The 26,659-nt window shown below is 32.7% G+C and carries 6 protein-coding genes; 5 read left to right on the forward strand and 1 reads right to left on the reverse strand.

Annotated features, from left to right (window positions below):
* Window positions 1–118 precede the first annotated feature (118 nt).
* Window positions 119–1,504: a Mur ligase family protein gene (locus tag SM9_RS00530; RefSeq protein ID WP_058738280.1), complete on the forward strand. Its 1,386-nt coding sequence runs from the start codon at window positions 119–121 to the stop codon at window positions 1,502–1,504.
* Complete coding sequence (locus SM9_RS00535; RefSeq protein ID WP_232299140.1) at window positions 1,497–3,002, forward strand: Mur ligase family protein; 1,506 nt, start codon at window positions 1,497–1,499, stop codon at window positions 3,000–3,002. The genes SM9_RS00530 and SM9_RS00535 overlap by 8 nt, the downstream gene beginning before the upstream one ends.
* Before the next feature lie 42 nt (window positions 3,003–3,044).
* Here the strand turns inward: SM9_RS00535 and SM9_RS00540 are convergent, their stop codons facing one another.
* Window positions 3,045–3,560, reverse strand: a complete 516-nt coding sequence (locus SM9_RS00540; RefSeq protein WP_058738282.1) for a hypothetical protein — start codon at window positions 3,558–3,560, stop codon at window positions 3,045–3,047.
* Window positions 3,561–3,703: 143 nt separating this feature from the next.
* On the opposite strand from SM9_RS00540, the gene SM9_RS00545 reads away from it, so the two are divergent.
* The 3 genes from SM9_RS00545 (at window position 3,704) to SM9_RS11805 (ending at window position 26,297) form a co-directional block, all read left to right on the forward strand.
* On the forward strand, window positions 3,704–6,022 hold the full coding sequence (locus SM9_RS00545) for a DEAD/DEAH box helicase (protein ID WP_058738283.1): 2,319 nt from the start codon (window positions 3,704–3,706) through the stop codon (window positions 6,020–6,022).
* A 484-nt stretch (window positions 6,023–6,506) separates the two neighbouring features.
* Entirely contained in the window at window positions 6,507–6,740 is a 234-nt protein-coding gene (locus SM9_RS11800) for a hypothetical protein (protein ID WP_157064614.1), read from the forward strand.
* Window positions 6,741–7,355: 615 nt separating this feature from the next.
* The gene (locus SM9_RS11805; RefSeq protein ID WP_198144390.1) at window positions 7,356–26,297 is read left to right on the forward strand and encodes an Ig-like domain-containing protein; all 18,942 of its coding nucleotides are present in this window, start codon (window positions 7,356–7,358) and stop codon (window positions 26,295–26,297) included.
* Window positions 26,298–26,659 lie beyond the last annotated feature (362 nt).

Genomic DNA, 26,659 nt, shown 5'->3' on the forward strand with positions numbered 1-26,659 from the left:
TTTAAACTATTTTTTCTTTTAATCACGTATTAACCAATCATTTCCATCAATTAATTAAACTTATTAATTAAGGAAAATCATATATTAATAATAGATAAATTTTAAGGATTGTTTTTTCATGAATTATTTAGTTGTTGGTGCGGGAAATGCAAGTAGGCCTGTTGCAAGATTGCTTAATCATTTGGGACATAATGTAATTATAACTGATTTAAAAGAAATCACTGCTTTTAAAAGTGATGTTCAACGTATTTTACTTCAAATGGAAGGTGAAGGTATTACTTTGGATTTGGGAAATCAAAATCCGTCTTTGGAGGGTATTGAAGCTGTTTATGCTCCACCCACACTTCCTGATTCCGCCCCAATCGCTAAATTAATAAAAGAATATGATGTTGATGTATTGACTAATGAAAAATTCTCAAAAATTGTCAATGACTTAATACCTGTCAATATAATTGGCATAACTGGTACTATGGGTAAGACAACAACTACTTTTATCACAACCAGTCTTTTCAAACAGGCAGGATATAAAGTATGGTCATGTTCTTCACTTGTCAATAATCTTGTTTCTGAAGCCATTATTGATGGAATAGTTAAAGGAAAGGCTAATGACTGTGATATAGCTATTTTTGAACTTCCTCATGGAACCATTGGTCTATTGGATAATTTGGATATTAAAATAGGTCTTTTAACAAACATTGCAGAAGATCATCTGTCTGAGTTTGGTGGCTCTTTGGAAAAGTACCAGCAAAGAAAATTGATTCTTGAGAGGATGTCTGAAACATTCATCGCAAACTACTCATGTTTTGATATAATAAATCCTCAAAGAAACGATGCATTATATTATGCTTTAGATGAAAATGTTGATTTTAAAGGTACTGTCGGCGATGAATCATTGACTATTGAATATGATGGTGACAAGTTTACTACGCCCTTCCATATGATGAGCTACTTTTTTGAAAATTCCGTTGCAGCAAGTGCTGTGGCATTAACATATGGTGTTAAAAAAGAAGATATTATTGATGCATTATCTGTATTTAAAGGCTTGCCTGCACATATGGAGGATGTGGGAAACTACAATGGAAGAAAGGTGATTCTTGACTCAGCATTCTTATACGATGGGATGAAAATTACATTGGATTACTTTAAGGATGAAAGTGTAGTTTTATTCCTTGATCACTTTGATACATTGTCCGTTCGTGACAAGGCTGAAGTTGGTGAACTTGTAAGCAATTATGATATTAAGACAGTAATCGCCAGTGGATTCAATGAAGTTACTCAAGAGATAGAAATGGAAGCTGCCAATGAATTATTGGATGCAATTACCAATCCTAAGATTCAAAAAGTTGCAGTAGAAAACATAGAAATTGCAGCTGCTGAAACGTTTAAATATTCCAAACCTGGAGACATAATTCTTCATATGGGACCTCTTATAGCATATGACAGATTAACCACTGTAGAAAAGATTATGAAAGGGCTTGATGAAGGAAGTAAAAAGTATGACTAAAAAAACATTTGGAGTTATCGGCGTTTGCGGCGCAAATGGTAATTTGATTGCAAGAATACTTGAAGAGAGAGGATATGATGTAATTGGAACAGATTTGTCCTCTGCTGAAAAATGCAGATTTTCAAAATCTCTTGAAGGTTATGATATGGAATTGTATTATGGAGAAACTCCTGATGAATTTTTTGAAAAATCAGATTATATCGTACCTCCAGCAAGTCTATCTAAAAAATCAGCTATTTTCAAAAAGATAGACAAGTCATTGTTTGAATTGGAGGATGTAATAGATAATTTTCACACAGAAAAGCCAGTATTTGGAATAACGGGCACTAACGGAAAGACAACCACTACAACTCTTCTTAAAAAAATAGCCTATGACAATGGAATTGAACCTGCAGAACATAATCTGGAAAAGATGCAGGGAAATGCAGAATACATTCCAATTTTACAGTCAAGACTTCATGGGGATGTGGCCATTTTGGAAGTTGGAACCTTTGGGGTCCCTGGAACTGTTAAAAGAATTGTAGAATGTGCTGAAATACAGGCAGGATTGATAACCAATATCACTCCTGATCATTTGGATAGTCTTGGAAGCTTTATGGATTACGCTCATGTTAAGGGTGAATTCATTGGGGAATTGAACAGTAAACAGCTAATTGTCAACGGTCAGGATCCGACAATAATGGGTCTTTTAAGGGAATATGATTTCAACGGTGATTTGATAACATTTGGTATTGATTGGATGCCGGAAAGTGTCAATTCTAAAGAATGTGTATGTGGTCGTGAAATTAAAGTAAAGGAAATAATTTCCGGATGCGGATATTACTTCTGCCCATGCGGCATTACAACTCCTCAGGTGGATTATATTGCAACAAATATAGATTTGAAAAATCGTAGATTTGATTTGCACACTCCTGATGAGAAGTTGGAAGTTCAAATGTCAATTGACGGACTTCATAATGTCTATAATGTCACTGGTGTTATCATTGCAGCTCATGAATTTTTAAAATTGCCTTATGATAAAATTTTAGAGTCAGTTGCTACATTCACGGGCGTTGAGGGAAGAATGGAGAAAGTGGCTGAAATCAATTCCACGGAAATTTATGTTGACTATGCACACAATCCTGCTGGTGTTCAAACTGTTTTAGACCAATTTGAAAAATTATTCGGTGATTTTACTTGTGTAATTACTGTATCATCAGAATCAGGTCATGATGGGGATTTGGCAATATTCAACAATGCATTGGAATATGCAAAATATGTTGTTCCTGCATCAGCAGCATCACAAAAGATTGCTTGTGAACTTATTAGGGATGATTCTTCTTTAACTGAAAAAATATTATTTGATCATGTTGATGATTTCGTTAAGAAAGGAACCCTTGGAGCTAGCTATGATGAAGTTAGAGAGGGAATTGAAAAAGCATTAACTATGGATTGTGGTTTGATTGTAGCTATTGGTGAGGCTGCAACTAAATTCAAGTCATGTGTTGATGATTTATAGGGTTTTAGTGTTAAAAAATAAAGGATAGGTTTAAAATTAAACCTATTTGAGAATTTCATTTATTGTTGCTTCATCAGATGCATCGATTTGAATCATTTTACCGTCTTCAAGGTATGTGAAAGTTACGGTACCATCAGTATTTTTTTCTAAGAAACCTGCATGGTTTTCTATTGTTTGATTTTGTGAATTAGTTGAAGCTGGGGTGTATTTGTTAAGGTCTGCATCTTTCATATAGATATATTTGACAGAAATTGCTTTATCACCGTTTGTGAAATAAGCAGCAGACATTTTAGCGCCATCAGCACCACTTACGTTTGCAAGTACGCCAGTCAATGTTTTATTATCATTTTGATTGTATCCGTTAGGTATTTTAAATTGTTTGTCGTTTATTTTCAATACTCCGTCTTTGTAATCTACAGTAGCAACATCTCCGTCACTACTTACACTGGAACTACTACTGCTTTGGCTTCCAAAGGAGAATTCCCATGCACTAACTGCGCCTACAGCAATACAGAGAGTAACCAATGCAATTAGTATTAACATTATTTTTCTTTTCATTGTTATCACCTATAATTAATGTAGTATGTAAAAAAGACACTACAAAGTATATTTTATTACTTTTTATTTAAATATGTGTATGCTTTATTTCTTGTCAAATGCTCTCACTATCTTTATAAATAGTCATTTACTAAAATTACATTATGGCTACTTATATTAAACATCCTTTAATAAAAAAAGATTCTATTGAATCAAGATTATATCAGCAGGTTTTAGCGGGGGATGTTTTAAAAAAGGGAAACACCATGGTTGTTGCGCCAACCGCTTTGGGAAAGACTATTGTTGCGATATTGGTTGCAGCAGATAGGTTGCAAAAAGTTAAGAATTCTAAAGTTCTTATTTTATCTCCATCAAAGCCATTGGCCATTCAGCATGAAGCCAGCTTTAAGGAGTTTTTAACGCTTCCATGTTCATCAATTACTGGGGCTGTCAAAACCGATGAACGTGTTAAACGATGGGAAGAGTCAAGGATAATATCTGCAACACCTCAAACGGTAGAGTCAGATTTGTTGAATGGCAGGTATGATTTAAGCAGTGTTTCATTAATTGTTTTTGATGAATGTCACCATGGTGTCGGTGCATATTCTTATGTCTATTTGGCATCAAGATATGTTAAAGAATCCAATTTTAATCTAATATTGGGATTGACTGCTTCTCCGGGTTCTGATAAAACTAAAATCAAGGAAGTATGTGAAAACCTATACATTCAAAATATTGTGGTCAAGACTGAAAATGATCGTGATGTCAAGCCATATTTCAATCCTGTCACTATTGATTGGGTTAGAATCAAAATGAGTGAGGAACTGGATAAGATTAACAAATCTTTGGAAAAGGCTCTTAAAATCAGATTGAAGACTCTTAAGAATATGGGAATATTAAAAACGATTTCTGTTACTAAAGTTGATATATTAAAAACTCGTGGCCGCATTCAAGGAGAAATTGCAAGATCCACTTCTCCTCCAAAGGAATTGTTTCAGGTAATTTCCATTTTAAGTGCAGTTATCAATATTCAACATGCACAGGAGCTTGTTGAAACTCAAGGGGTCCATCCATTCAATAAGTATATTATGCGATTGCGCAAAAAGAAAACCAAGGCCGCCAAATCATTGATGAATGATCCAAACTTTTCACGTGCCGTAAGGTTGGCTCATAATGCTGAGAAAAATGGTTGGGAACATCCAAAACTCAGAACTTTGGCCGAAATCCTTAAAAAGGAATTGGGTACAGGTGATGGTCAGACTACTCTTCAAACCACAAGATATGGTGATAAGAAAGATAAAAAAGCTTCAAAAGTCATTGTGTTTACTCAATTTAGGGATACATTGGAAATGATTCACGAAAAACTTGAAAGTGAAGGAATCAAATCTGCAAAATTCTTCGGTCAGGGAACTAAGGATGGCGAAAAGGGGTTGACTCAAAAGGAACAAAAGGAAATCATAAAGGCATTCCGAATGGGTGAATATGATGTTTTGATTTCAACCAGTGTTGCTGAAGAGGGTATTGATATTCCTGCTGTTGACCTGGTTGTATTGTATGAGCCTGTTCCATCTGAGGTGCGAATGATTCAGCGTCGTGGAAGAACCGGTCGTAAAAGAACCGGCCGTGTTAAAGTTTTAATTACAAACGGCACTCGTGATGAAGGTTATTACTGGTCTTCTGTAAGAAAAGAGAACAACATGAAAAACCAGTTGATAGATCCTAATGTTTTAAAGGAATTGAATGAATCTGCCGTTGCAAGAATGGATAATGAAAAAAGAGTTAAGGTAATTGATAAGCCTAAAGAAGAGAAATTGCCTTTGGTTTATGCAGATTCTCGTGAAGGAAACTCTAAAGTAATCAGATATTTGTCACAAATGGAAATGGATGTTAAAGTGCAATCAATGGCAGTTGCAGATTATCAGGTAAGTGATGAAGTGGCAATTGAGCGAAAAACCGCTAAAGATTTTGTAAGTTCAATGATTGACAAGCGCTTATTCAAACAGGCACGAGAACTTTCCGAAGAGTTCAAAAGACCTTTGATGATTCTTGAGGGGGATGACTTATACTCAGGCATGGTAAATCCAAATGCAATAAGGGGAACCATTGCATCAATTGCACTGGACTTTGGAATTAGCATTATACCAACTAGGGATGCTCAGGATACTGCAGCTATGATTAAACGTATTGCTATTCGAGAACAGTCTGGTGAAAAGGCTAATATTCAAATCCGTACTGATAAAAAACCGGTTAGCTTATGGGAACAGCAGCTATTTATTGTTGAATCCTTGCCTAGTATTGGTCCGGTCAATGCTAAAAATTTATTGGAGCATTTTGGTAGTGTTTCTGATGTATTTAATGCATCTGAAAGTGAATTAATGGAAGTTGAAGGTATTGGAAAAATCACTGCTCAAAGCATTCGTAAGGTTATTGATTCAAAATATTTGTATTTCAAAAAAGAAATTAAAGAGAAAAAACTTTTGTAATCTATTTTAACATTTTTTTGTTAATAAGTAGATATTTGTTTAAAATAATTAAATTTTATTTTTTATTTTATATTATTCATTCATTAGGTATAATTTATATTAATTTTTTTGAACAGTTATTAATAATTAATTGTTATATATTATACATAATAACTGTTTAATATAAATTAGTTGGCATCCTTTTTTGTTTAATTTAACCCATTATTTTTTCTTATTTTGGGCTGTTAAAAAGTTAGTTGATTGAATTTTGTTTTATTTTTTTATATTTTTTTCTGTTTTATCTTTAGAAATATTTATATACTGCATGTATTTCTGTAGTTTGGTTAATATTTACACTTGAAATAATGCTTCAGTATTTTTTAAAAATAAGAATAAATAATGTAAAACTTGTGGTAAATTAACTCAAACTGAATTTTTAGAGGATTATGGTGCTTATTCATATTTTAACAAAAATATTATTGTTAAATCAAATAAATCAAAAGAATTGGATAATATTTCTCTTAGAAATCTTGCCAAATATCATGGAATTTTCAATAACATTCATATATCTCATGAAACTATTCGCAAATCATTAATTTTAACTAATAACTTATTTTATGTTAATTTTGATTTGAATTTATCTGGTTGTTATGGTTATGATGTTCAATGGATTAGAGTAGAACGTGTGTGGTATTGTCTTAGAGTACAAAATAGAAATATGTGTGGAAAAAGAAATTAAAGAAGAAAAAGCTCAAATAACTGGATATAAAAACTTATTTTTTGAATTATTCAAATAAAAATCATATGATGAATCAATGAATTATACTGAATTCTTAAAAAAAGAAATAAAATATTTTTTTAAAATTCTGAAAAAAATATTTGAAAAGAAACTTTTTTCTAAACTATAAAAAAATACTTAAATTACTTAAATAAAGAATATTACAATAAATTAGAAAAAACAAACAATCTATTGGGGAATTACAAGGAAAATAACATTACCAAAATCAGAAAAGAAAAAATTCACAACATTAAAGGTGTATTTAATCAAATACTTCACAGAATAAAAAAACTGGAATGAAAATCAAAAAAATCAACTAACTTTTTGACAGTGCCTATTTTTGACTATAAATATTTATATAATTAAAAAAACATAAAAAAACTATTGTTATCGTTATTTTTCATTAACGCAAAAAAATAATCTTGAATAAGATAGCAATATGTGATTTATTGGGAAATTAATGATTGTTTTAGTTTATACGAATAATTATGTTAGTATAATTGATAATAGAACAATTTAGTAATATTACTTGGTGAATTACAACATTTAAATAAACTTTATATTACTATGGGGGTTTTGTGTATTAACTCGAAGGGAAAGCTAATAATATTTGCATTAATCCTGTGTGTATTTATTAGTCTATCTGCCGTATCTGCAGCAGACAATAGCACTGATGATGTAATATCTATTAGTAATTCAAATCAAAATGTCGAGATTCAACAAACAGCTGTTGAATCAACAAGTGTTGAGAATACTACCTCTAATGATGAAGCTGTAACGGTTTCAGCAAATGGTGAAAATACAAGTAATGAAAGTAATGATGAAAATGTAATTTTGACTGACGAAGATTTAAAAGAAATGGGGATTGTTTTAAAAGAACCATTGCTTGGTGTAAGTATTGGTGATGAAGATCTTTTAGGAGATTCCTGGACATATTCATGGGGTACTGATACTCTTTCATGGAATTATGTTTCCGTTCATTTAACAAGTAATTTACATACATCTACGCATGGTAGTCTAAGGTCAATTTCCGAATCTCCGGGTTACTTTAAGATTGGTTCTAAAAAATCAACTACATCATATGCGGGTGTAGAAATTAAAAATGGTCAAGGTTATTGGACTTGGAATCTTTATATGAATGATGCAGGATTAACTCCAGGTCAAGAATATACCATAACTTATTTCTGTCATATGAATTATAAAAATGATAAATCTCAAAGTTGGGATGTTCACAATGGTCAAGACGCTCCTACTTCAACTGTTACTATACCATTAATTTCTACTACTTCCACATGCTCTGCTTCAGGTACTTCTTATGAGTATGGATCTAACTCTCCAGTTACTTTGTCTGGTACTGTGGGAGGTATTGTATCTAAGTTTGCTTCTTCCAAAACTGTTAAAATATATAGGGATAATTCATATTATACTTCCGTATCAACAGATAATTCTGGTTCATGGAGTTTTAAAATTCCAACAACTAGTGCAAATGCTGGTTCCCATTCATATTATGCGTATTATGAACAAAGTACTTATTATTATGCTAGTGCCTCAAGTACTATTACTGTAACAACAAATGCCGGAACTCCAGCAATTACTCTTGAAAGAACTAATGTTAGTAGTGAATATCCTGGAAAACAAAAAGTAAAAGTTACAGTTAAAAATCAAAAAGGGGATGCTTTAAGTAATGTTCAGGTTAAAGGTGTGGGTTCTTCATTAAATGTTAATGGAGTCACTGCCGCTGATGGAACTGTAACATTCACGGTTGATAATTTAACTGTCGGTACTTATAATGATTGGGTTTTTTCAACTAGCCCTATAAAATCCGGCAATATCGTTAATTATATTGCTACTTCAAAACAATTACCTTCTTTTACAATATCTAAAGCTACTCCAAACTTCGCACCATATTTCGATAAAAATTATATTGAATATTGGGATGATGTAACTATTATTGGTGATATAGCTAAAGCTGGAGATCATTATGCTACTGGTACGGTAACTGTTAGTGATGGAGAAAGAACTGGTTCTTATTATTTAAAAGAATCTGATGAAGGTCATTTTGAAGTAACTTTAAGAAATTTAAATGTTGGAAATAATAAAGAATTCACAGTTCAATATGATGGTGATGATTATTATAAGGATTCAATTAAAAAAATATATCAAACTGTTAATCCACGTCCTGTAAATGTTACATTATATAGAGCTACTCCATATAATAGTATGTATGGTGATAAGATTACTGTTACTGGTAAAGTGATTTATCCTACTACTGCTTCAAAACCTGTTGGTACTGTTAGTGTTACAGTTGGTGGTGTTAAAGGAACTGGTACTTTAGATGAAAATTCAGAATTCACACTTGATATAATTGGCGCTCAACCAGGTTCATATACTCAAGGTGTTGAAGTATATTATTCACCTGTTGGTGATAATAACTATAAATCTGGTGAACCTCAAACATTATCTTTTGATAAAATTAATATTATTAAGTATAGGCCTACTATTACAGCTAGTCTAACTAATGGTGCATATTATTTCAATGGTCATGTTACTGTTAATGGTTCAGTACAGGGTCTTGTTGGTGATCAATATTATAAACCAAAAGGTTTCGTATATCTTTACATGGATGGCGATGATACAAATATCGTAGGTAAATATGAGTTAAATGGTGTTGAAGATACATATACTATAAATGTTAATGCGTTAACTGTCGGTGAACATTACTTTGATGTTTATTATGAAGGTGATGATTATTATCTTAATAATATCATATCTACTGATAAATTTACTGTAGCATCCGTTCCTGTTGACTTTAAAATAGAACCAGCTAATGGATATTATAATGGTTCAGGCCCTAGTGCTTCTGTATTGGTTAATGTAACTCCTCGTTATGGTGGTGTTCCACCTATTGGTTATATTGAAGTAAGTCTTCCTGATGGTTCAAGAAAATGGACTCAGGAATTGGTAAATGGTAGTGCACGTGTTGGAATTACCAAACTTGGTGTTGGAACCTATGAAGGACTCATTGTTTCATATGTTTCTCAAAATCCTAATTATGATGATACAGTAAGTGATCAGACAACAGGATTTATAATATATCAAGGTAATCCTAATTTCTTAATTGATGCTCCAAGTATTGGTTATGGACAGGATGGATATATTTATATCCGTATTCAAAATGATGCAACTGGTATAGTTACAGTTTCAGGTTTAGGTGCTGAAACTTTAGAATTTAATATTACTGAAGGCAATAAAACATTTAAAGTTGTTGCTCCTCAAGCAGGTTCATATAATTTAACTGGTGAATATTCCGGTGATCAAAATTATACTTCTGCATCAGCGGATACAATGTTTTATATTGAACGTCCAGGTGCTCATATTGGAATTGATGTTTCTGATATAATGTACGGTAAAGATGCTGAAATTGAGTTCTCAATTTATTCTAGCTCTGCAATGACTGATATTGCTACAAAAGCTAGAGGTTCAATACAAGTATTCGGATTAAACAATGATTCTGGATATGAGGTTGAAATTATTAACGGTAAAGGATATTTATCTGTATCAAATTTAACTATTGGTGCTTATAACATTGTTGCTGTTTATAGTGGTGACAATGACTTGCAAGGTTCAGTTGCAGTTAAAAAATTCTATGTAAATGGTCTTAAAAGTGATGTTATAATTACATTAAATGCATCTTCAATTAATGTTGGGGATGATTTATTAGTTACTGTAAATGTGGATGAAACATTAAATGATCCAATTTATTTATATATTGATGGAAATAAATACGGAGTTATTGTTGCTGAAGATGGTAAAGCAGTATTCACAGTTTCCGGATTAAAATCAGGCAATCATGTTTTAAATGCTTCATACTTACAAAATGATGCATTCCAGGGTAATAGTAATTCTACTAATGTTTCTGTATCTAAAATGGATGTTGATTATGATATTGAATTAGTAGCTGATAATCAAAGAAACATTATGTTTACTATAAATGTTCAAGATGATGTTTCCGGAACAATAAAAATCATAGGCGAATCTAGAAAATATACTTTGGCTATTGAAGATGGATTAGCTGAACTTATTATTCCATCATCTGGTGGTGTATTTGAATTTAATATTACTTATGCGGGTGATGATAAATATAATCCATTTAACACTACAAGAACTATCGATACAACCAAAGTAAGTAATTATGATATGGGAATTGTAAATACTCCTGCTTCATATAACTTGCCGATTGATATAAATGTAACATTACCAACTATTTTTGATGGTAAAACTATTAAATTAACTTTTGAAGGTAAAACTTATACCCAAACTTTAAATAATGGTGTTGCTTCATTTAAAGATATTACAGTTAAATCAACTGGTAGTGCTCTCGCTGTTGCTGAATTTGAAGGTACTACTGAGTATTTTGGCAGGATTGTCAATAAAACAATTGAAATTAACCCTGCAGAATTTGATTTAGAAATTGTTACTCCTGAAATTATTTATGTTGGAGACAATATTGTTATAAATGTAACTGTTCCATCAGGTGTCAAAAAAGTAAATATTTCTGTAAATGGTAAAACAGAAGAAGTTGATGTAAGTAAAGGATATGTTATAAATGATATTGATGAAGGAGAGTATTATGTTACTGCTTCTTTCGCTGGAGATATATCCTATGCATATGAAGTTAATTCTACTTCATTTAATGTAATCAAAAAAGATACTATTGTTGATATTAATATTGATGCTAAAAAACACGGTGAGAAAACAATAATCGAAATTACTTTGGATGAAAATATTTCTGGTTTACTTTTAGTTGATGTAGATGGTAATCAATATCTTTATGCAAATTTAACAACTAACGTCGTTCGTATTGAAGATGCTGGTTTTGAATCTGGCTCACATGTTCTTCATGCAAAATATATTGGTGATAGGAAATTTAATGCAAACTCCTCACAAGCTGAGTTCTTCATTGATAAAAACTACGATTATGATATAAATGTATCATTGAACGAACAAAGAATCATTAACGGATCTACTGTTCCTGTTATCGCAGGTTCTGATTTAGTATTTTCAGTTGATGTGCCTGGTGATGCTACTGGAAAATTAACAATTAAAATATCAAATGATACCGATACGGTATTTATAAAAGAATTAACTCTTCCAACTAATTTGGCTATTACTACTATTCCTAATCCGGGCCTATATAAACTTGAAGTGATTTATTCTGGAAATGATGATTATAATAAATCATCAAGAGTATTTAATTTAAATGTAACTCCTTCCAACATCATATCTAAAGTTGATTTCAATACTACCCGTCCGATTTATTTAGTTAATGACTCATCTGTTTTAGGTGTAACTGGTAATATTGTAAATACTCCAATTAAAGTTTATATTGATGGTACTTATGTAAATGATGTTACTTTAGATTCTACTGGAAATGGTACTATAATTTTACCTGGACTTAGTGCAGGAAAACACACTGTTTCTTTAACTTTTGAGGGTAATGATGAATACACAGTTTTAAATGCTTTAACTACAATTGATGTTGAAAAACATGATTCAAGTGTAAAAGTAGATATTGAAAATGTGGATAAGATTCGTGTTGGAGATAATGTTTTAATTAACGTCGAAGCGTCAGGTAATGGAACTGTCACTTTAGTTGTTCTTGGTACTAATTATGCAAGGAATTATACTGTAAATCTTAAAAATGGAAAAGCACAAGTATTAACCTATAATGATATGTTGAATGGCAGATACTCTGTTGATGTGATTTATAGTGGTGATGATTATTATTCAGGCTCAACTAATGATACCTTTTTCTTTGTAAGAGCTAAGATGGCTTCTGAATTAGAATTTGATATTCCAACAATATTGGCTAATGAAAGTTCTGTTATTGGAATGGAAGCTAATTTCAATGAAGGTGAATTAAAAGTTTATATTGATGGTAAACTTCAAGATCAAAAAGCTTTAATTGAAAATCATGTAGGAAATATTTATTTACCTGCTTTAAATGAAGGTATTCATACTTTGATGGTTGTTTATGATGGTGATGATGAATTTAATAATGTAACTAAAGTATTTGATATCAATGTAAAATATCATGATTCTAATATTAAAGTTAGTGTCGATAAATCAAAAATATTTGTTGATGATGTTGCTATTATTAAAATTGAATTGCCTGAAGGTGCAACAGGTGTTGTTTTAATTACTGCAGGTAATGATAAATATCATTTAGAAGTCACTGATGTAATTTCTTATTATTCTATTCCTAATTTAGCTAATGGTACTTATGAAGTAAATGCTAAATATTTAGGTAATGGGGTATATGCATCAAGTAATGATACAGTGATTATTGAAGTTTATAAAGTTAGTGATTATTTAATTGATGTTGTCAGTTCTCCTATTGTCAATGACTCATCTGATGTAACTGTTACTTTACCTGAAGATGCAAAAGGTACTGTATCTATTCGTGTTAATAATAAAACATTCACAGGTAAATTGTTAGGCGGTCAGACTGTTATTAAAGTCACTGGTTTGTTAGATGGAGATAACAATTTCACTGTATATTATCCTGGTGATGATAAATACACTGATTCTGAATACAGTGGTGTTATTTCAGTTGATGGTACTCATATTGAAACTAGTTTAGTTGTTAGTGCTTCTGAAATTTATGTTGGTGATGATGGAGTTATTACTGTAACTTTACCTCGTGATGCTACTGGTGTTGTTTCAATTAATATTGGTGGTAAAAATTATGCTATTATTTTAAATAATGGTGTAGGTACTTTGTCTATTCCTAATTTGGCTTATGGTACTTATAATGTAACTGCAACTTATAATGGTGATAGTAAGTATAGTGCTGTTTCAAACAAAACTGTATTTAAAGTTATCAAGAAGTTGCCTGTAATGGATATTGTTGCTGGTGATGTTGATGCTGGTGCGAATAATAAGGTAACTGTTAGTGTGCCTGTTGATGCTACTGGTGCTATTATTATTAATGTAAATGGTACTGAGTATGTTGCTGAAATTAAAAATGGTGTTGCAGAGTTTAATGTTGTTACTACTATTTCTGGTGTTTATAATGTTGTTGCAACTTATAATGGTGATGCTAAATACTTGAATAATACATTTACTACTACTTTTGCTGCTGCAAAAGTCAACTCAACTATTGATGTTGTAATTCCTAATGCTGAAATCGGTAAAAATGTTACTATTACTGTAAACACTCCTAGTGATGCTACTGGTACTGTAACTATTACAGTTAATGGTAAAGAGTTCACAACTTCAGTTAATAATGGTAAAGCTGTATTTAGTGTTCTTGTTGGATTATTTGACGATTACACTGTTGATGTAAAATATTCTGGTGATGCTAAATATAATGAAGCTTCAACTGCTGGTGTTATTTCAACATTTAAGGCAAATACTACTATTAGTGTAGTTGCTAATGATGTTTATGTTGGTGATAATGCTGTTGTTGATGTTACTTTGGCTAACGATGCTAGTGGATCTGTAACTATTTTCATTAATGGTAAAAAGTATGTTGTTCCTGTTAATGATGGTGTTGTAAGTTTACCTGTATCTAAATTGAGTGAAGGCGATTATGAAGTTAATGTAATCTATTCTGGTGATGCTAAATATAATGGAATTGAAGGAGATACTACATTTAAAGTATCTAAACACGAAACTCCTATTGATGTTAATGTTTCTGATATTAGTGTGAATGATGCTGCTGTTATTGTTGTAAGTGTTCCTGATGATATTGCTGGTAGTTTAACAATTAATGTTGATGGTACTGACTATTCTAAAGAAATCAACAATGGTCAGGCTACTTTAACTATTAATGATTTGCCTGCTGGCGAACACACTGTGACAGTAACTTATGGTGGTAATGATAAGTATGTAATGAACACTACTAGTGCTGTATTTAATGTAGATAAGTTAGCATCTGAATTAAGTGTCATTGTTAATGATATTAATGTTGGCGCTAAGGCTGCTGTTACTGTAACTGTTCCTGCTGGCGCTACCGGTACTGTGACTGTTACTGTAAATGGTAAAAATTACACTGAAACTATTGATAATGATAAGGCTGAATTTACTATAGATGCTATTGATGTTTCAGGTAATTATCCTGTTGTTGCTAGTTATTCTGGTGATGATAAATATGTGGGTAATTCTACAACTGTTGAATTTGCTGTAAGCAAATATGTATTGGCTCCTACTGTTTCATCTACTGTGATTGGTGATGATAATAAAGCTAATATTACTGTCGGCAATCTTAGTGATGCTAGCGGTAATGTAATTATTAGTGTTGGTAGTGCTAATTACTCTGCTCCTATTGATGGCGCTAAGGCTGTTGTTGAAGTTTCAGGATTGGTTAATGAAGCTAATGATATTGTTATAAGTTATGCTGGTGATTCTAAATACGAATCATTTGTTAATAATGCTCAAGTCACTCGTGATGGTAAAGTTAAATTAGCTCCAAGTATTATTGTTCTTGCTGATGAGGGTGTTGCTGATAAACCAATTAAAGTATTGGTAATTTTACCTGCTGATGCAACCGGTAAAGTAACTATTACTGTAAACGGTAAAGATTATGAAACCACTGACATTGCACATGGTATTGCTACATTCAGTGATGTAATAATTCCTGTTTCCGGTGAATTTAGTGTGAATGCATCATACTCTGGTAATGATAAATACTTAACTGCTGCTAATTCAACTACTACAAATATCGATAAAGTCAACTCCACTATACGTGTTGATGATATTGCTATTAAAGTAGGTGAAAATGCTGTTATTAAAGTTGTTTTACCTGCTGATGCAAATGGTACTGTTACTATTACTGTTAACGGTAAAACTGAAACCATTGATGTTGTTGCTGGTGAACCTGTTGAATTAAGTGTTTCTGATTTAGAATCAGGTAATTATGATGTTGATGTAACTTACTCAGGTAACGGAAAATATAATGCTAATTCTACAACTGCGACTATTACTGTTGATAAGAATGCATTAGACATTAAAGTTGATGTTAGTAATATTGATGCTGGTGAAAAAGCAAGTATTAGTGTAACTGTTCCTTCTGATGTTACTGGTACTGTTGTTGTTAGTGTAAATGGTAAGAATTATAAACTAACTCCATCTAATGGTGTTGCTAGTGTTAAAGTTGCTAATTTAGGTGCTGGTGAATATACCGTTGTTGCTAGTTATGCTGGTGATGATAAATATGCTGCTGGATCTGATAATGCTTCATTTAAAGTAAATGGATTGAATACAGAATTGGATATTTCTGTTGATGGTGATGTTGTTGCTCGTGGTGATGTTGTAATTACTGTTGGTGTCGATAAAACTGATGCTACTGGTACTATTACTATTAAATTTAATGGTGCTGAATTAACTTCTGATATTGTTGATGGTAAAGCTGTATTTAACACTACTTTAGGAATTGCAGGTCAGCATGATTTAACTGCTATTTATAGTGGTGATGCTAAGTATAATTCTGTTGAAAAAACTCAAGTCATTGATGTTGCTAAATTAACTCCAACAATTACTGTTGATGCGGAAGATATCAAATATGGAGAAATGGCTGTTGTTGTAAATTTACCTGGTGATGTAACAGGTAGTGTAAAATTAACTATTGGTAGTGAATTTGAAGACACTGCTAATGTTGTAGGTGGTAAAGCAACATTTGAAATTTTTGATTTACCAATCGGTTCAAAAGTACTTAATATTGCTTATAGTGGTGATGATTACTATGGTGAGTTAAATGATGATACTAATTCATTTGAAGTTACTCATGCTATGTTCACACCTACTATCAATGCTCATTTAAATGTTGATGGAACTAAATCTGATATGAAAATTTATGTTCCACATGATTTAACTGGTACCCTGGATGTTATCGTAGGTAATAAAGAATTTAATGGTTTAACTATTGATGAAGACGAGGGTACTGCTGTCATTCTTGCTAGTCAATTAGCTGGTGTGGAAGGTAATGAATTTACTATTAAGCATGCTGGTGATGCTAAATATGAACCTGTTGAATATTCAGGTGTTATTACTGGTGAAGGCTCTAAATTGAATGCAACTATTAATATTGTTGCTGAAAATACTGTAATTGGTGAAAATGCTACTATTAGTGTAACTGTTCCATATGAGGCTACTGGTAGTGTAACAATTAAAGTAAACGGCAAAGAATACACTAAAGAAATCGTTAAAGGTAAAGTTGTATTTAGTGTGCTTGCTGATGTTGCTGGTGAGGTTAATGTGGATGCTTCATATGATGGAGATTCATTCTTCTTAGAATCCAGTAACTCAACTACATTCAATGTTGCTAAGTTAACTACTGCTGTTGATATTGATGCTAAAGACATTAAGGTCGGTGAAGATGCAGTTATTACTGTAACTGTAAATGATCAGGCTACCGGTAGTGTTACTATTACTGTTGGTGGTAAAGATTACACTGAAAATGTTGATAATGGTGTTGCTAAGTTCACTGTCTCCAATTTAACTGGTGGTGTTAAAGAAATCACTGCTAAATATAATGGTGATAGTAAATATGGTGAAAACACAACCTCTATTTCAATTAATGTGACTCGTGAAACTGTTACTCCTGTTGTTGATGCTAATTTAACTGATGATGGTAACAAATCTGAAATTGTTATTGACATGCCTGAAGATGCAACCGGAAATGTGACTGTTAATGTTGGAAACAAAACCTTTGAGGTTCCTATTGTTGATGGTAAAGTAATTATTCCTAAGGATAACTTGACTGATGCTGATGGTAATAATATTACTGTTATGTATCCTGGTGATGATAAGTATGGTCCTATGAATATTACTGGAAACATTACTGAAGATGGAACTAAATTAAACCCTACTATCAGTGTTGAAGCTGGCGATGTTGTTGCTGGTGAAAATGCTGTTATTATCGTTAATGTTATGGATAACGCACAAGGTAGTGTAACTATTACTGTTGATAGTAAAAATTACACTAAGGATGTTGTGGATGGTAAAGCGGTATTTGATGATATTGTTATTAATAAGTTTGGTGATTATGAAGTGATTGCTACATTTAATGGCGATTCCAGATATTATGCTGCTACTAATAAGACTACTTTCCATGTAAACAAAACAAATGCGGATATTAAAATTGATGTTAAAATTAAAGTCAATGTTAATACTGGTTCTGGTGTATTAGGTGATAATAACCTCAATACACCTTTATCTTTTTCAGCAGTTCCTAAATTAAATGCTGTTAGACCGTTATCTGTTCCGGTATTAAATGCGGTTGCTGAAGATGGTGATGTTGATGTTGCTGGAAATGATGGTGTTGTTGCTGCTCCTGTAAATGCGGCTCCGGCGGATGAAGTTTTAAAAGCTCCGGTTAATATTGATGATATCGTTGATAATCATGAGATTACTCTTGGCGATAATGTTACTGTTAGTGTGACTTTGCCTGATGATGCTACTGGTAGTTTAACCATTAGTGTTGACGGTAATAATGTATATGAAAATACTAGTGTTGCTGGCGGTGAAATCGCTTATACTATTGATGATTTAACATTAGGTGAACATACTATTGTTGTATACTACTCTGGTGATGATAAATATAATGAAAACACCACTAGTGTTATTGTAACTGTCAAAAAGAAAACTGTTGAGATTGGTGTTAGTGTTGAAAAATCTGTTGTCAATTCAAATGAAACACAAAAAATTACTGTAACTTTACCTGAAAATACTAAAGGTACTTTGACTGTAACTGTTGGTGATGATATATTTATAAGAAATATTGATGGCGAACGCTTTGTTACCTTTGAGGAAGGCGGTTTGGATGCAGGTAATTATAATGTTACTGTTGAGTATGAATTAGATGATGATACTTATGAAATTGCAACCGCTAATGCTTCTTATGAGGTAATTTGTGTTGATCCTAAATTGGATGTTTCAATTACTGAGAATTTAAAAGTTGATGATACTATTGTTATTACTGTTACTTTGCCTAAGGATGCTTCTGGTGAAGTTCATCTTTGGTTAACATATCCTAATGGAACTGTTGAAAAAGATGGTAAAGATGTTGTCAATGGTAAGGTCACTTTTGAGTATCCTGCTAGTCAGGCTGGTGATTATAAAATTGAAATTCAATATGATGGTGATGCTAAGTATAATAAGGCTACATTTGAAGACTCTGTTAATGTTGCTAAATTGAATACTACCATTGGTGTCAGCGTTGATGAAGACAATGTTATTACTGTCAGTGTTTTAGATGATGTTACCGGTACAATTACTATTAATGTTGGTGGTAAAGATTATACTGAAACTATTGATGGTGGTAAGGCAGTATTTGATATTGGTGAGTTAGCTGCTAAAACTTATACTGTTGATGTGTCATATTCCGGTGATGATAGATATAATGTTAATTCAACTAGTGCTGAAATCACTATTCTTAAGTTAAATACAACTATTGAGGCTAGTGATGCTTCAGGTAAAGTTGATGAAAAAATCATTGTAAAAGTAACCTTGAATAAGGATACTGTTGGTGTTGTCACTATTACTGTTGATGGAACTTCATATGTTGGTACTATTTCTAATGGTGTGGCTGATGTTGAGATAACTGGTCTTGCTAACGGTACTTATGATGCTGATGTTGTATATGATGGCAGTGATAGATTTAATGGAAATTCAACTAAAATCACTGTTGAAGTATTTAAAGTTGAGTCTTCTTTAACTATAACTGCATCAGACAATATTGTTGCTGGAAATAATGTTACTATTACAGTAACTGCACCTAAAGACGCTACTGGAGATATTACTATTACTGTTGACGGTAAAGATTATACTAACGCTACTAATAATGGTGTTGCAGTATTCAGTGTTCCTGTTACTAAATCAGGTCCGTTAACAGTTAAGGCTTCTTATAGTGGTGATGATAAGTATATCAAATCTGATAAAACAGAAACTTTCACTGCAAGCAAAATGAATTCTACTATTGAAGCAACTGACGCTAAAATCAATGTTGGTGAAGATGTTGTAATTACTGTAACTTTACCAGAGGATGCTACCGGTACTGTGACTGTTAATGTTAATGGTCAGGATTATTCAACTACAACTATTGAAAAGGGTGTTGCTAAAGTAACTATTCCTAATTTGGATGCAGATGAATATGTTGCTGCTGTAAGTTATTCCGGTGATGATAAATATAATGGTAATTCTACTGCTGTTAGTATTGTTGTTGAAAAACTTAATGCGACTTTAAATATCTTGCCTAAAGATATTACTGTTGGTCAAAAAGAATCAATTACTGTTAGTGTTCCTGTTGATGCTACCGGTAAGATTACTGTAACTGTTGATGGTAAAAATTATATTCTTACCCCTGTTAATGGTAAGGCTACTGTCAATATTCGTGATTTGGCTGCTGGTGAATATGATGTAAGTGCTGTTTTCGCTGGTGATGATAACTATGCTTCAGTATCTAATGTCTCTTCATTTAAAGTATCCAAATTGGATAATCCAATAAGCATTGATGTTGGTGATATTAAGGCTGGTGAAGATGCTGTTATTACTGTAAGTGTTGACAGTGGTGCTACCGGCAATATTACTATTTCCGTAGATGGTAAGGAATATACTAATGTCACTGAATATGGTGTTGCAACATTTACTGTTTCCGGTTTAGGCAATGGATCATATGTTGTTGATGCAAAATATCTTGAGGATGACAAATACTTAGGAAATTCAACTCAAAAGTCATTTGCTTGTGAAAAACAGAATATTGTTCCTAATGTCACTGCTAAGTTGGATGATGAGGGTAATAAGTCTGAGATTGAGATTCAGATGCCTGAGGGTGCTACTGGTAATGTGACTGTTACTGTGGGTAATAAGACTTTTGATGTTCCTATTGGTCCTGATGGTAAGGTTGTTATTCCTAAGGATAATTTGACTGATGCTGATGGTAATAACTTTACTGTTTCATATCCTGGTGATGACAATTATGCTCCGTTCAATATTACAGGTGATATAACTAAAGATGGTGCTAAAATTAACGCTACTTTAGTTGTAAGTGCTGAAGACAGTGTTGTTGGTGAAACTACTAATATTACTGTAACTTTACCTGAAGATGCAACCGGTGAGGTTGAAGTATTTGTCAATGATGATAGTATTGGTAAAAAGGATTTAGTTGGTGGTAAAGCAGTATTTACTACAGATAAATTGGATAAAGCTGGTGATGCTAGTGTTAAAGCAGTTTATACTGGTAGTGATAAGTATGCTGTAGTTGAAAATACTACAAAATTCAATGTTGCTAAAGCAGCTTCAACTATTGATATGGATGCTGGTGATATTAAAGTTGGTAAAACCGCTACTATTACTGTAACTGTTCCTAAAGAAATTGGAGAAGTTACTCTTAATGTTAATGGAACTGACTATACTAACACTACTGAAAATGGTGTTGCTGTATTTAATGTTGATGGATTAAAAGCAGGTAATTATACTGTTGTTGTTTCACATGTTGAAAGTGCCAATTATCTTGCTAACAGTAATTCCACAGTATTCAATGTTTTAAAACTGGATGTTCCTGCAAATGTCACTGCTGAGTTGGATAATGATGGTAATAAGTCTGAGATTGAGATTCAGATGCCTGAGGGTGCTACTGGTAATGTGACTGTTACTGTGGGTAATAAGACTTTTGAGGTTCCTATTGGTCCTGATGGTAAGGTTGTTATTCCTAAGGATAATTTGACTGATGCTGATGGTAATAACTTTACTGTTTCATATCCTGGTGATGACAATTATGCTCCGTTCAATATTACAGGTGATATAACTAAAGATGGTGCTAAAATTAACGCTACTTTAATTGTCAGTGCTGAAGACGGTGTTGCTGGTGATAAGACTACTGTTACTGTTAAATTGCCTAGTGATGTTAAAGGAACTGTTAAAATAGTTGTTAATAATAAGGAATATGCTCCTACTAGTATTAATGATGGTATTGCTGTATTTGATGATGTTTCAATTGATACTATTGGCGATGTTGAAGTTAAGGCTAGTTTCACAGGTGATGATAAATATTATGGTGTTGAAAATTCAACCACTTTCTTGGCTGTTGGAAAAGATACTCCAATTACTGCAGAATCCACTTCTCCTGTTTATTTGGGTCAAGAAATAACTATTATTGCTGAATTGCCTGATAGTGCTGTGGGTAGTGTTGTTCTTAAGGATGAGGACGGAAATGTAATTGCTACAAATGATAGTGTTGGTGGTGAAGCTACTTTCAAATTTGAAGCTACTGTTGGTGGTGAACATACTTACACTGTTGAATATGCTGGAAGCAGTATTCATCTTGCTAATTCAACCACTGTTGTTGTAACTGTTAATAAAAAACAATTAGATCCTATTAGTGCTGAAGCTTCACAAAATCCTATTAACTCAAATGAAAGTCAGATAATTACTGTTACTTTCCCTGAAGAAGTTAACGGTACTGTTACTGTTACTGTTGGAAATGATAGTTATATTGTAAATGTTGACAATGCAAATTCTGTTGATGTTACTTTAAATCCTTTAGATGCTGGAGACTACACTGCTAATGTTTTATTCGAAAGCGATAATTATGATGATGTAACTACTACGGTCGGTTTTACTGTTGAGGCTATTGATCCTGAAATTTCAATCACTGCTCCTGACAGTGTTTCTGCTGGTGAAAATGCAACTATTGTTGTAAACTTACCTGAAGATGCTACTGGAAACGTTACTCTCAATGTAAATGGTACTGAATACAATGCTACTGTTGAAAATGGTAAAGCGGTATTCAGCGTTCCTGTTGGTGAAGCAGGTTTATATTATGTAAATGCAACTTATCTTGGTGATGGTAAATATAATGCTGTTAAATCTCAAAGTGGCTTTGAGGCTGTAAGCAGTTATGTTGATGTCGTTGCTGAGAATGTAACCATTAAAGTAGGCGAAGATGCCCTTGTTACTGTAACATTGCCTAAAGATGCTACAGGTGATGTCATTTTTGTCGTTAATGGTCAAAATTATATTAACAATACCATTGTTGATGGTGTTGCAACCTACAGCATTCCTAATTTGGCTTATGGAAACTACACTGTTGATATTACCTACTCCGGTGATAAAAAATATGCTTTGAACACTACTTCATGTGATATTGAAGTTGTTAAAAATGATGTTGCTTTTGATCCTACAACCAGTCCGATATTTGTAGGTGATGATGCAGTAATCAGTGTTGTTTTACCTGATGATGCTACTGGTACTGTTACTGTAACCATTGGTGATGACAATTACATCGGTCGTGTGACTGGCGGTATTACTAATGTTACTGTTCCTGGTTTAGCAAATAGAACTTATAATGCTGTTGTAGTATACTCTGGTGATGGTAAATACAATGCAAACACTTCTAGTGTTGATATTGCCGTTTCAAAAATCAGTGACTATAATATGGTCATTGAAAATGAGGATTCAATTGTTGCTGGTGAAAGTACTGAACTTACAATTACTTTGCCTGAAGATGTTAATGGTGAAATCACTGTTCGTGTAAACGGTAAAGAACAAAAAGTTAATGTTAAAGATGGTAAGGCTACTGTTGTTGTTGACAATGTTGTTAAAGGAGAAAATACTGTTGAGGTATCTTATCCTGGTGATGATAAATATAATCCATTAACTAACAGCAGCAAATTCAATGCTGATGCTGTTCCTGCTGACATTAGCTTGGCTAAAGATGTTATTCCTGCTGGAGAAAACTTAGTTATTGAACTGCCTGATGATGCTACTGGTACTGTTACTGTATCTAGTGGTGGTCAGTCTATGACTGTTCCTGTTAAAGATGGTAAGGCTGTTATTCCTACTAAAAATCTTCCTGCTGGTAAGTATCCTGTTGAAATCACTTATAATGGTGATGATAAGTATGCTGCTGTAAGCATTGAAGATACAGTTTACTTGCAAAGTGATAACTACTCCTTAAACGTTGTTGCTAATGATATTTTCATTGGTGAGGATGGAATTATTACTGTAAACTTGCCTAATGATGCTTCTGGTATTGTATTTGTCACTGTTGACGGTGTTGAATATAATGCAAGTATCAACTATGGTGTTGCAAATGTTGTTGTTCCTGGTTTGGCATTAGGTGAACACTCTGTTAGTGTAAAATATCCTGGTGATAAAACTTACACTTCCAAATCTAATTCAACTACATTCAATGTTGTTAAATATGATCCTGAAATAAGTTTAGATAAAAATACAGTTAAAAAAGGTGAAAACTTAGTAATAACTTTACCTGATGATGCTACTGGTACTGTTACTGCTACTATTGGCGGTAAAACTATTAGTGCTCCTGTTAAAGATGGTAAGGCTATTATTTCAACTAAAGATGTTCCTGCTGGTGCTTATCCTGCTAAATTCACATACAGTGGAGATGGCAAATACAATGCTCGTGATTTAAGTCAAAATGTTAAAGTTCAAACTGACGACTATTCAATTGTTGTTTCAGCTAAGGATATTAATGTTGGTGATAAGGCTACTGTTACTGTAACTTTGCCTGGTGATGCTACTGGTAGTGTTTCCATTGTTGTTGGTGGTAAAACTTACACTGCTCCAATTAATAATGGTAAGGCTACTTTGGATGTTTCAGGTTTAACTAAAGGAACTTACACTGTTAGTGTTACTTATGCAGGTAATGATAAATACTTGTCTAAATCCAACAGTACTAGTTTCAATGTTAAAGCATTAGATCCAAGTATTGCTGTTGCTGATGATAGTGTTAAACAGGGTGAAGATTTAGTTGTTGAGTTGCCTAAGGATGCTACTGGTACTGTGACTGCTACTATTGGTGGTAAGACTATTAGTGTTCCTGTGAAAGATGGTAAGGCTCTTATTCCTACTAAGGATATTGCTCCTGGTAAGTATCCTGCTAAGTTGTCTTACAGTGGTGATTCTAAGTATAATGCTAAGGATGTAACTGCTAATGTTAATGTTGAAGCTAAAACCATTGATGACTATTCAATTGTTGTTTCAGCTAAGGATATTAATGCTGGTGAGAAAGCTACTATTACTGTAACTTTACCTGGTGATGCTACTGGTAGTGTTTCCATTGTTGTTGGTGGTAAAACTTACACTGCTCCAATTAATAATGGTAAGGCTACTTTGGATGTTTCAGGATTAGCTAAGGGAACTTACACTGTTACAGCATCCTATCCTGGTAATGACAAATACTCTGCTAAATCAAACACTACTAGCTTTAATGTTAAAGCATTAGACCCTAGTGTTAAAATTGCTGATGATACTGTTAAACAAGGTGGAAATTTAGTTGTTGAGTTGCCTAAGGATGCTACTGGTACTGTTACTGCTACTATTGGTGGTAAAACTTTCACTGCTCCTGTTAAAGATGGTAAGGCTGTAATTCCTATTAAAGGTGTTCCTGTCGGTACTTATGATGCTAAAGTCACCTACAGTGGTGATGACAAGTATGGTCCTAAAGAAGTTTCTGATAAGGTTACTGTTATGGATTTAAATATTGAAGTTCCTGATGTAACTAAATATTATCATGGATCTGAAAGGTTGGTTGTTACTATTAAAGACTTTGATGGTAATCCTGTTGTTAACAAGTCTGTATCTTTCTCTATTAATGGAAGGGACTATACAAGAAATACTGATGCTAATGGTAGTGCCAGTATTGCTCTTGGATTGAATAGTGGTGTATACAATGCTACTGTGGTTGTTGATAAGATGACTTTCAATCCTGTTGTAACTATTTTACCATCTGTTAATGGTACTGATGTTTTCAAGGTTTATAAGAATGGTACTCAGTACTTTGCTACTTTCCGTGACAGTCAAGGAAACTACCTTCCTGATGGTACTGTTGTTACTTTCAACATTAATGGTGTAATGTATGAACGTAAAATATCTGGTAATTTTGGTCTTGCAAGATTGAACATCAACTTGATAGAGGGTAAATATATTATTACTGCTATTAATCCGGTTACTGGTGAAAAAGCGGCGAATAATGTTACTGTATTTTCTAGAATTATTGAGAATAGGGATATTACTAAGTACTATAGAAATGCGACTCAATATACTGCTAAGATTATTGGTGATGATGGTAAAGCTGTTGGTGCTGGTGTTGAAGTAACATTTAATATTAATGGTGTTTTCTACACTCGTACTACTGATGCTTCTGGTGTTGTTAAACTTAATTTGAACTTGGGACCTGGTGATTATATAATCACTGCAGAGTATGCTGGTTGTAAGGTTTCAAATAAAGTTAAGGTTTTACCTACCCTTTCTGCTAGGGATATTTCAATGAGATATCGTGATGGAACTAAATTTGTTGCTTCAGTCCTTGATGGTCAGGGTAAACCGTATGCCGGTCAGACTGTTCAGTTTAATGTGAATGGTGTGTTCTATAATAGGGTATCTGATGCTAATGGTCAGGCTATCTTAAATATTAACTTGCCGGTTGGTAAATATATCATTACTTCTAGTTATAATGGTATTAATGTTGCAAACACAATAACTATTTCTGGTTGAGATTAATATTCTCAACCCTTTTTTATTTTTTAATATCTAATTATTGATTTGTTGTTTTATTATTTTGGTACTTGTTTTATTATTTTTAATTATTTTTAGGTTTGTTTTTTAAATTTTTGTTTTGTCATGTTTTTGTTATTACCTTTTCTTGTGACATAGAGATTACTTTTCAAAAAGATGCACTGGTAGAAAAAACCCATTTAAGTTTCAATGATATAAACTTATTTTTACTGATTTCTAAAATAAAATTGAATATTTTTCATTTATCGTAATGTTTAATTAAGATAAATTATATAAGTTATTGTCATATAATGACTTTTAGTTAAAGTTTTTATATTTATTATTTAATACAAATGAATTTA

The organism is Methanobrevibacter millerae, assembly GCF_001477655.1.
Classification (GTDB): Archaea; Methanobacteriota; Methanobacteria; order Methanobacteriales; family Methanobacteriaceae; genus Methanocatella; species Methanocatella millerae_A.

Bases quoted from the DNA above. Each gene is read 5' to 3' on its own strand.
- SM9_RS00540 (WP_058738282.1), bottom strand. From the start codon at position 3,560: ATGAAAAGAAAAATAATGTTAATACTAATTGCATTGGTTACTCTCTGT.
- SM9_RS00535 (WP_232299140.1), top strand. From the start codon at position 1,497: ATGACTAAAAAAACATTTGGAGTTATCGGCGTTTGCGGCGCAAATGGT.
- SM9_RS00530 (WP_058738280.1), top strand. From the start codon at position 119: ATGAATTATTTAGTTGTTGGTGCGGGAAATGCAAGTAGGCCTGTTGCA.
- SM9_RS00545 (WP_058738283.1), top strand. From the start codon at position 3,704: ATGGCTACTTATATTAAACATCCTTTAATAAAAAAAGATTCTATTGAA.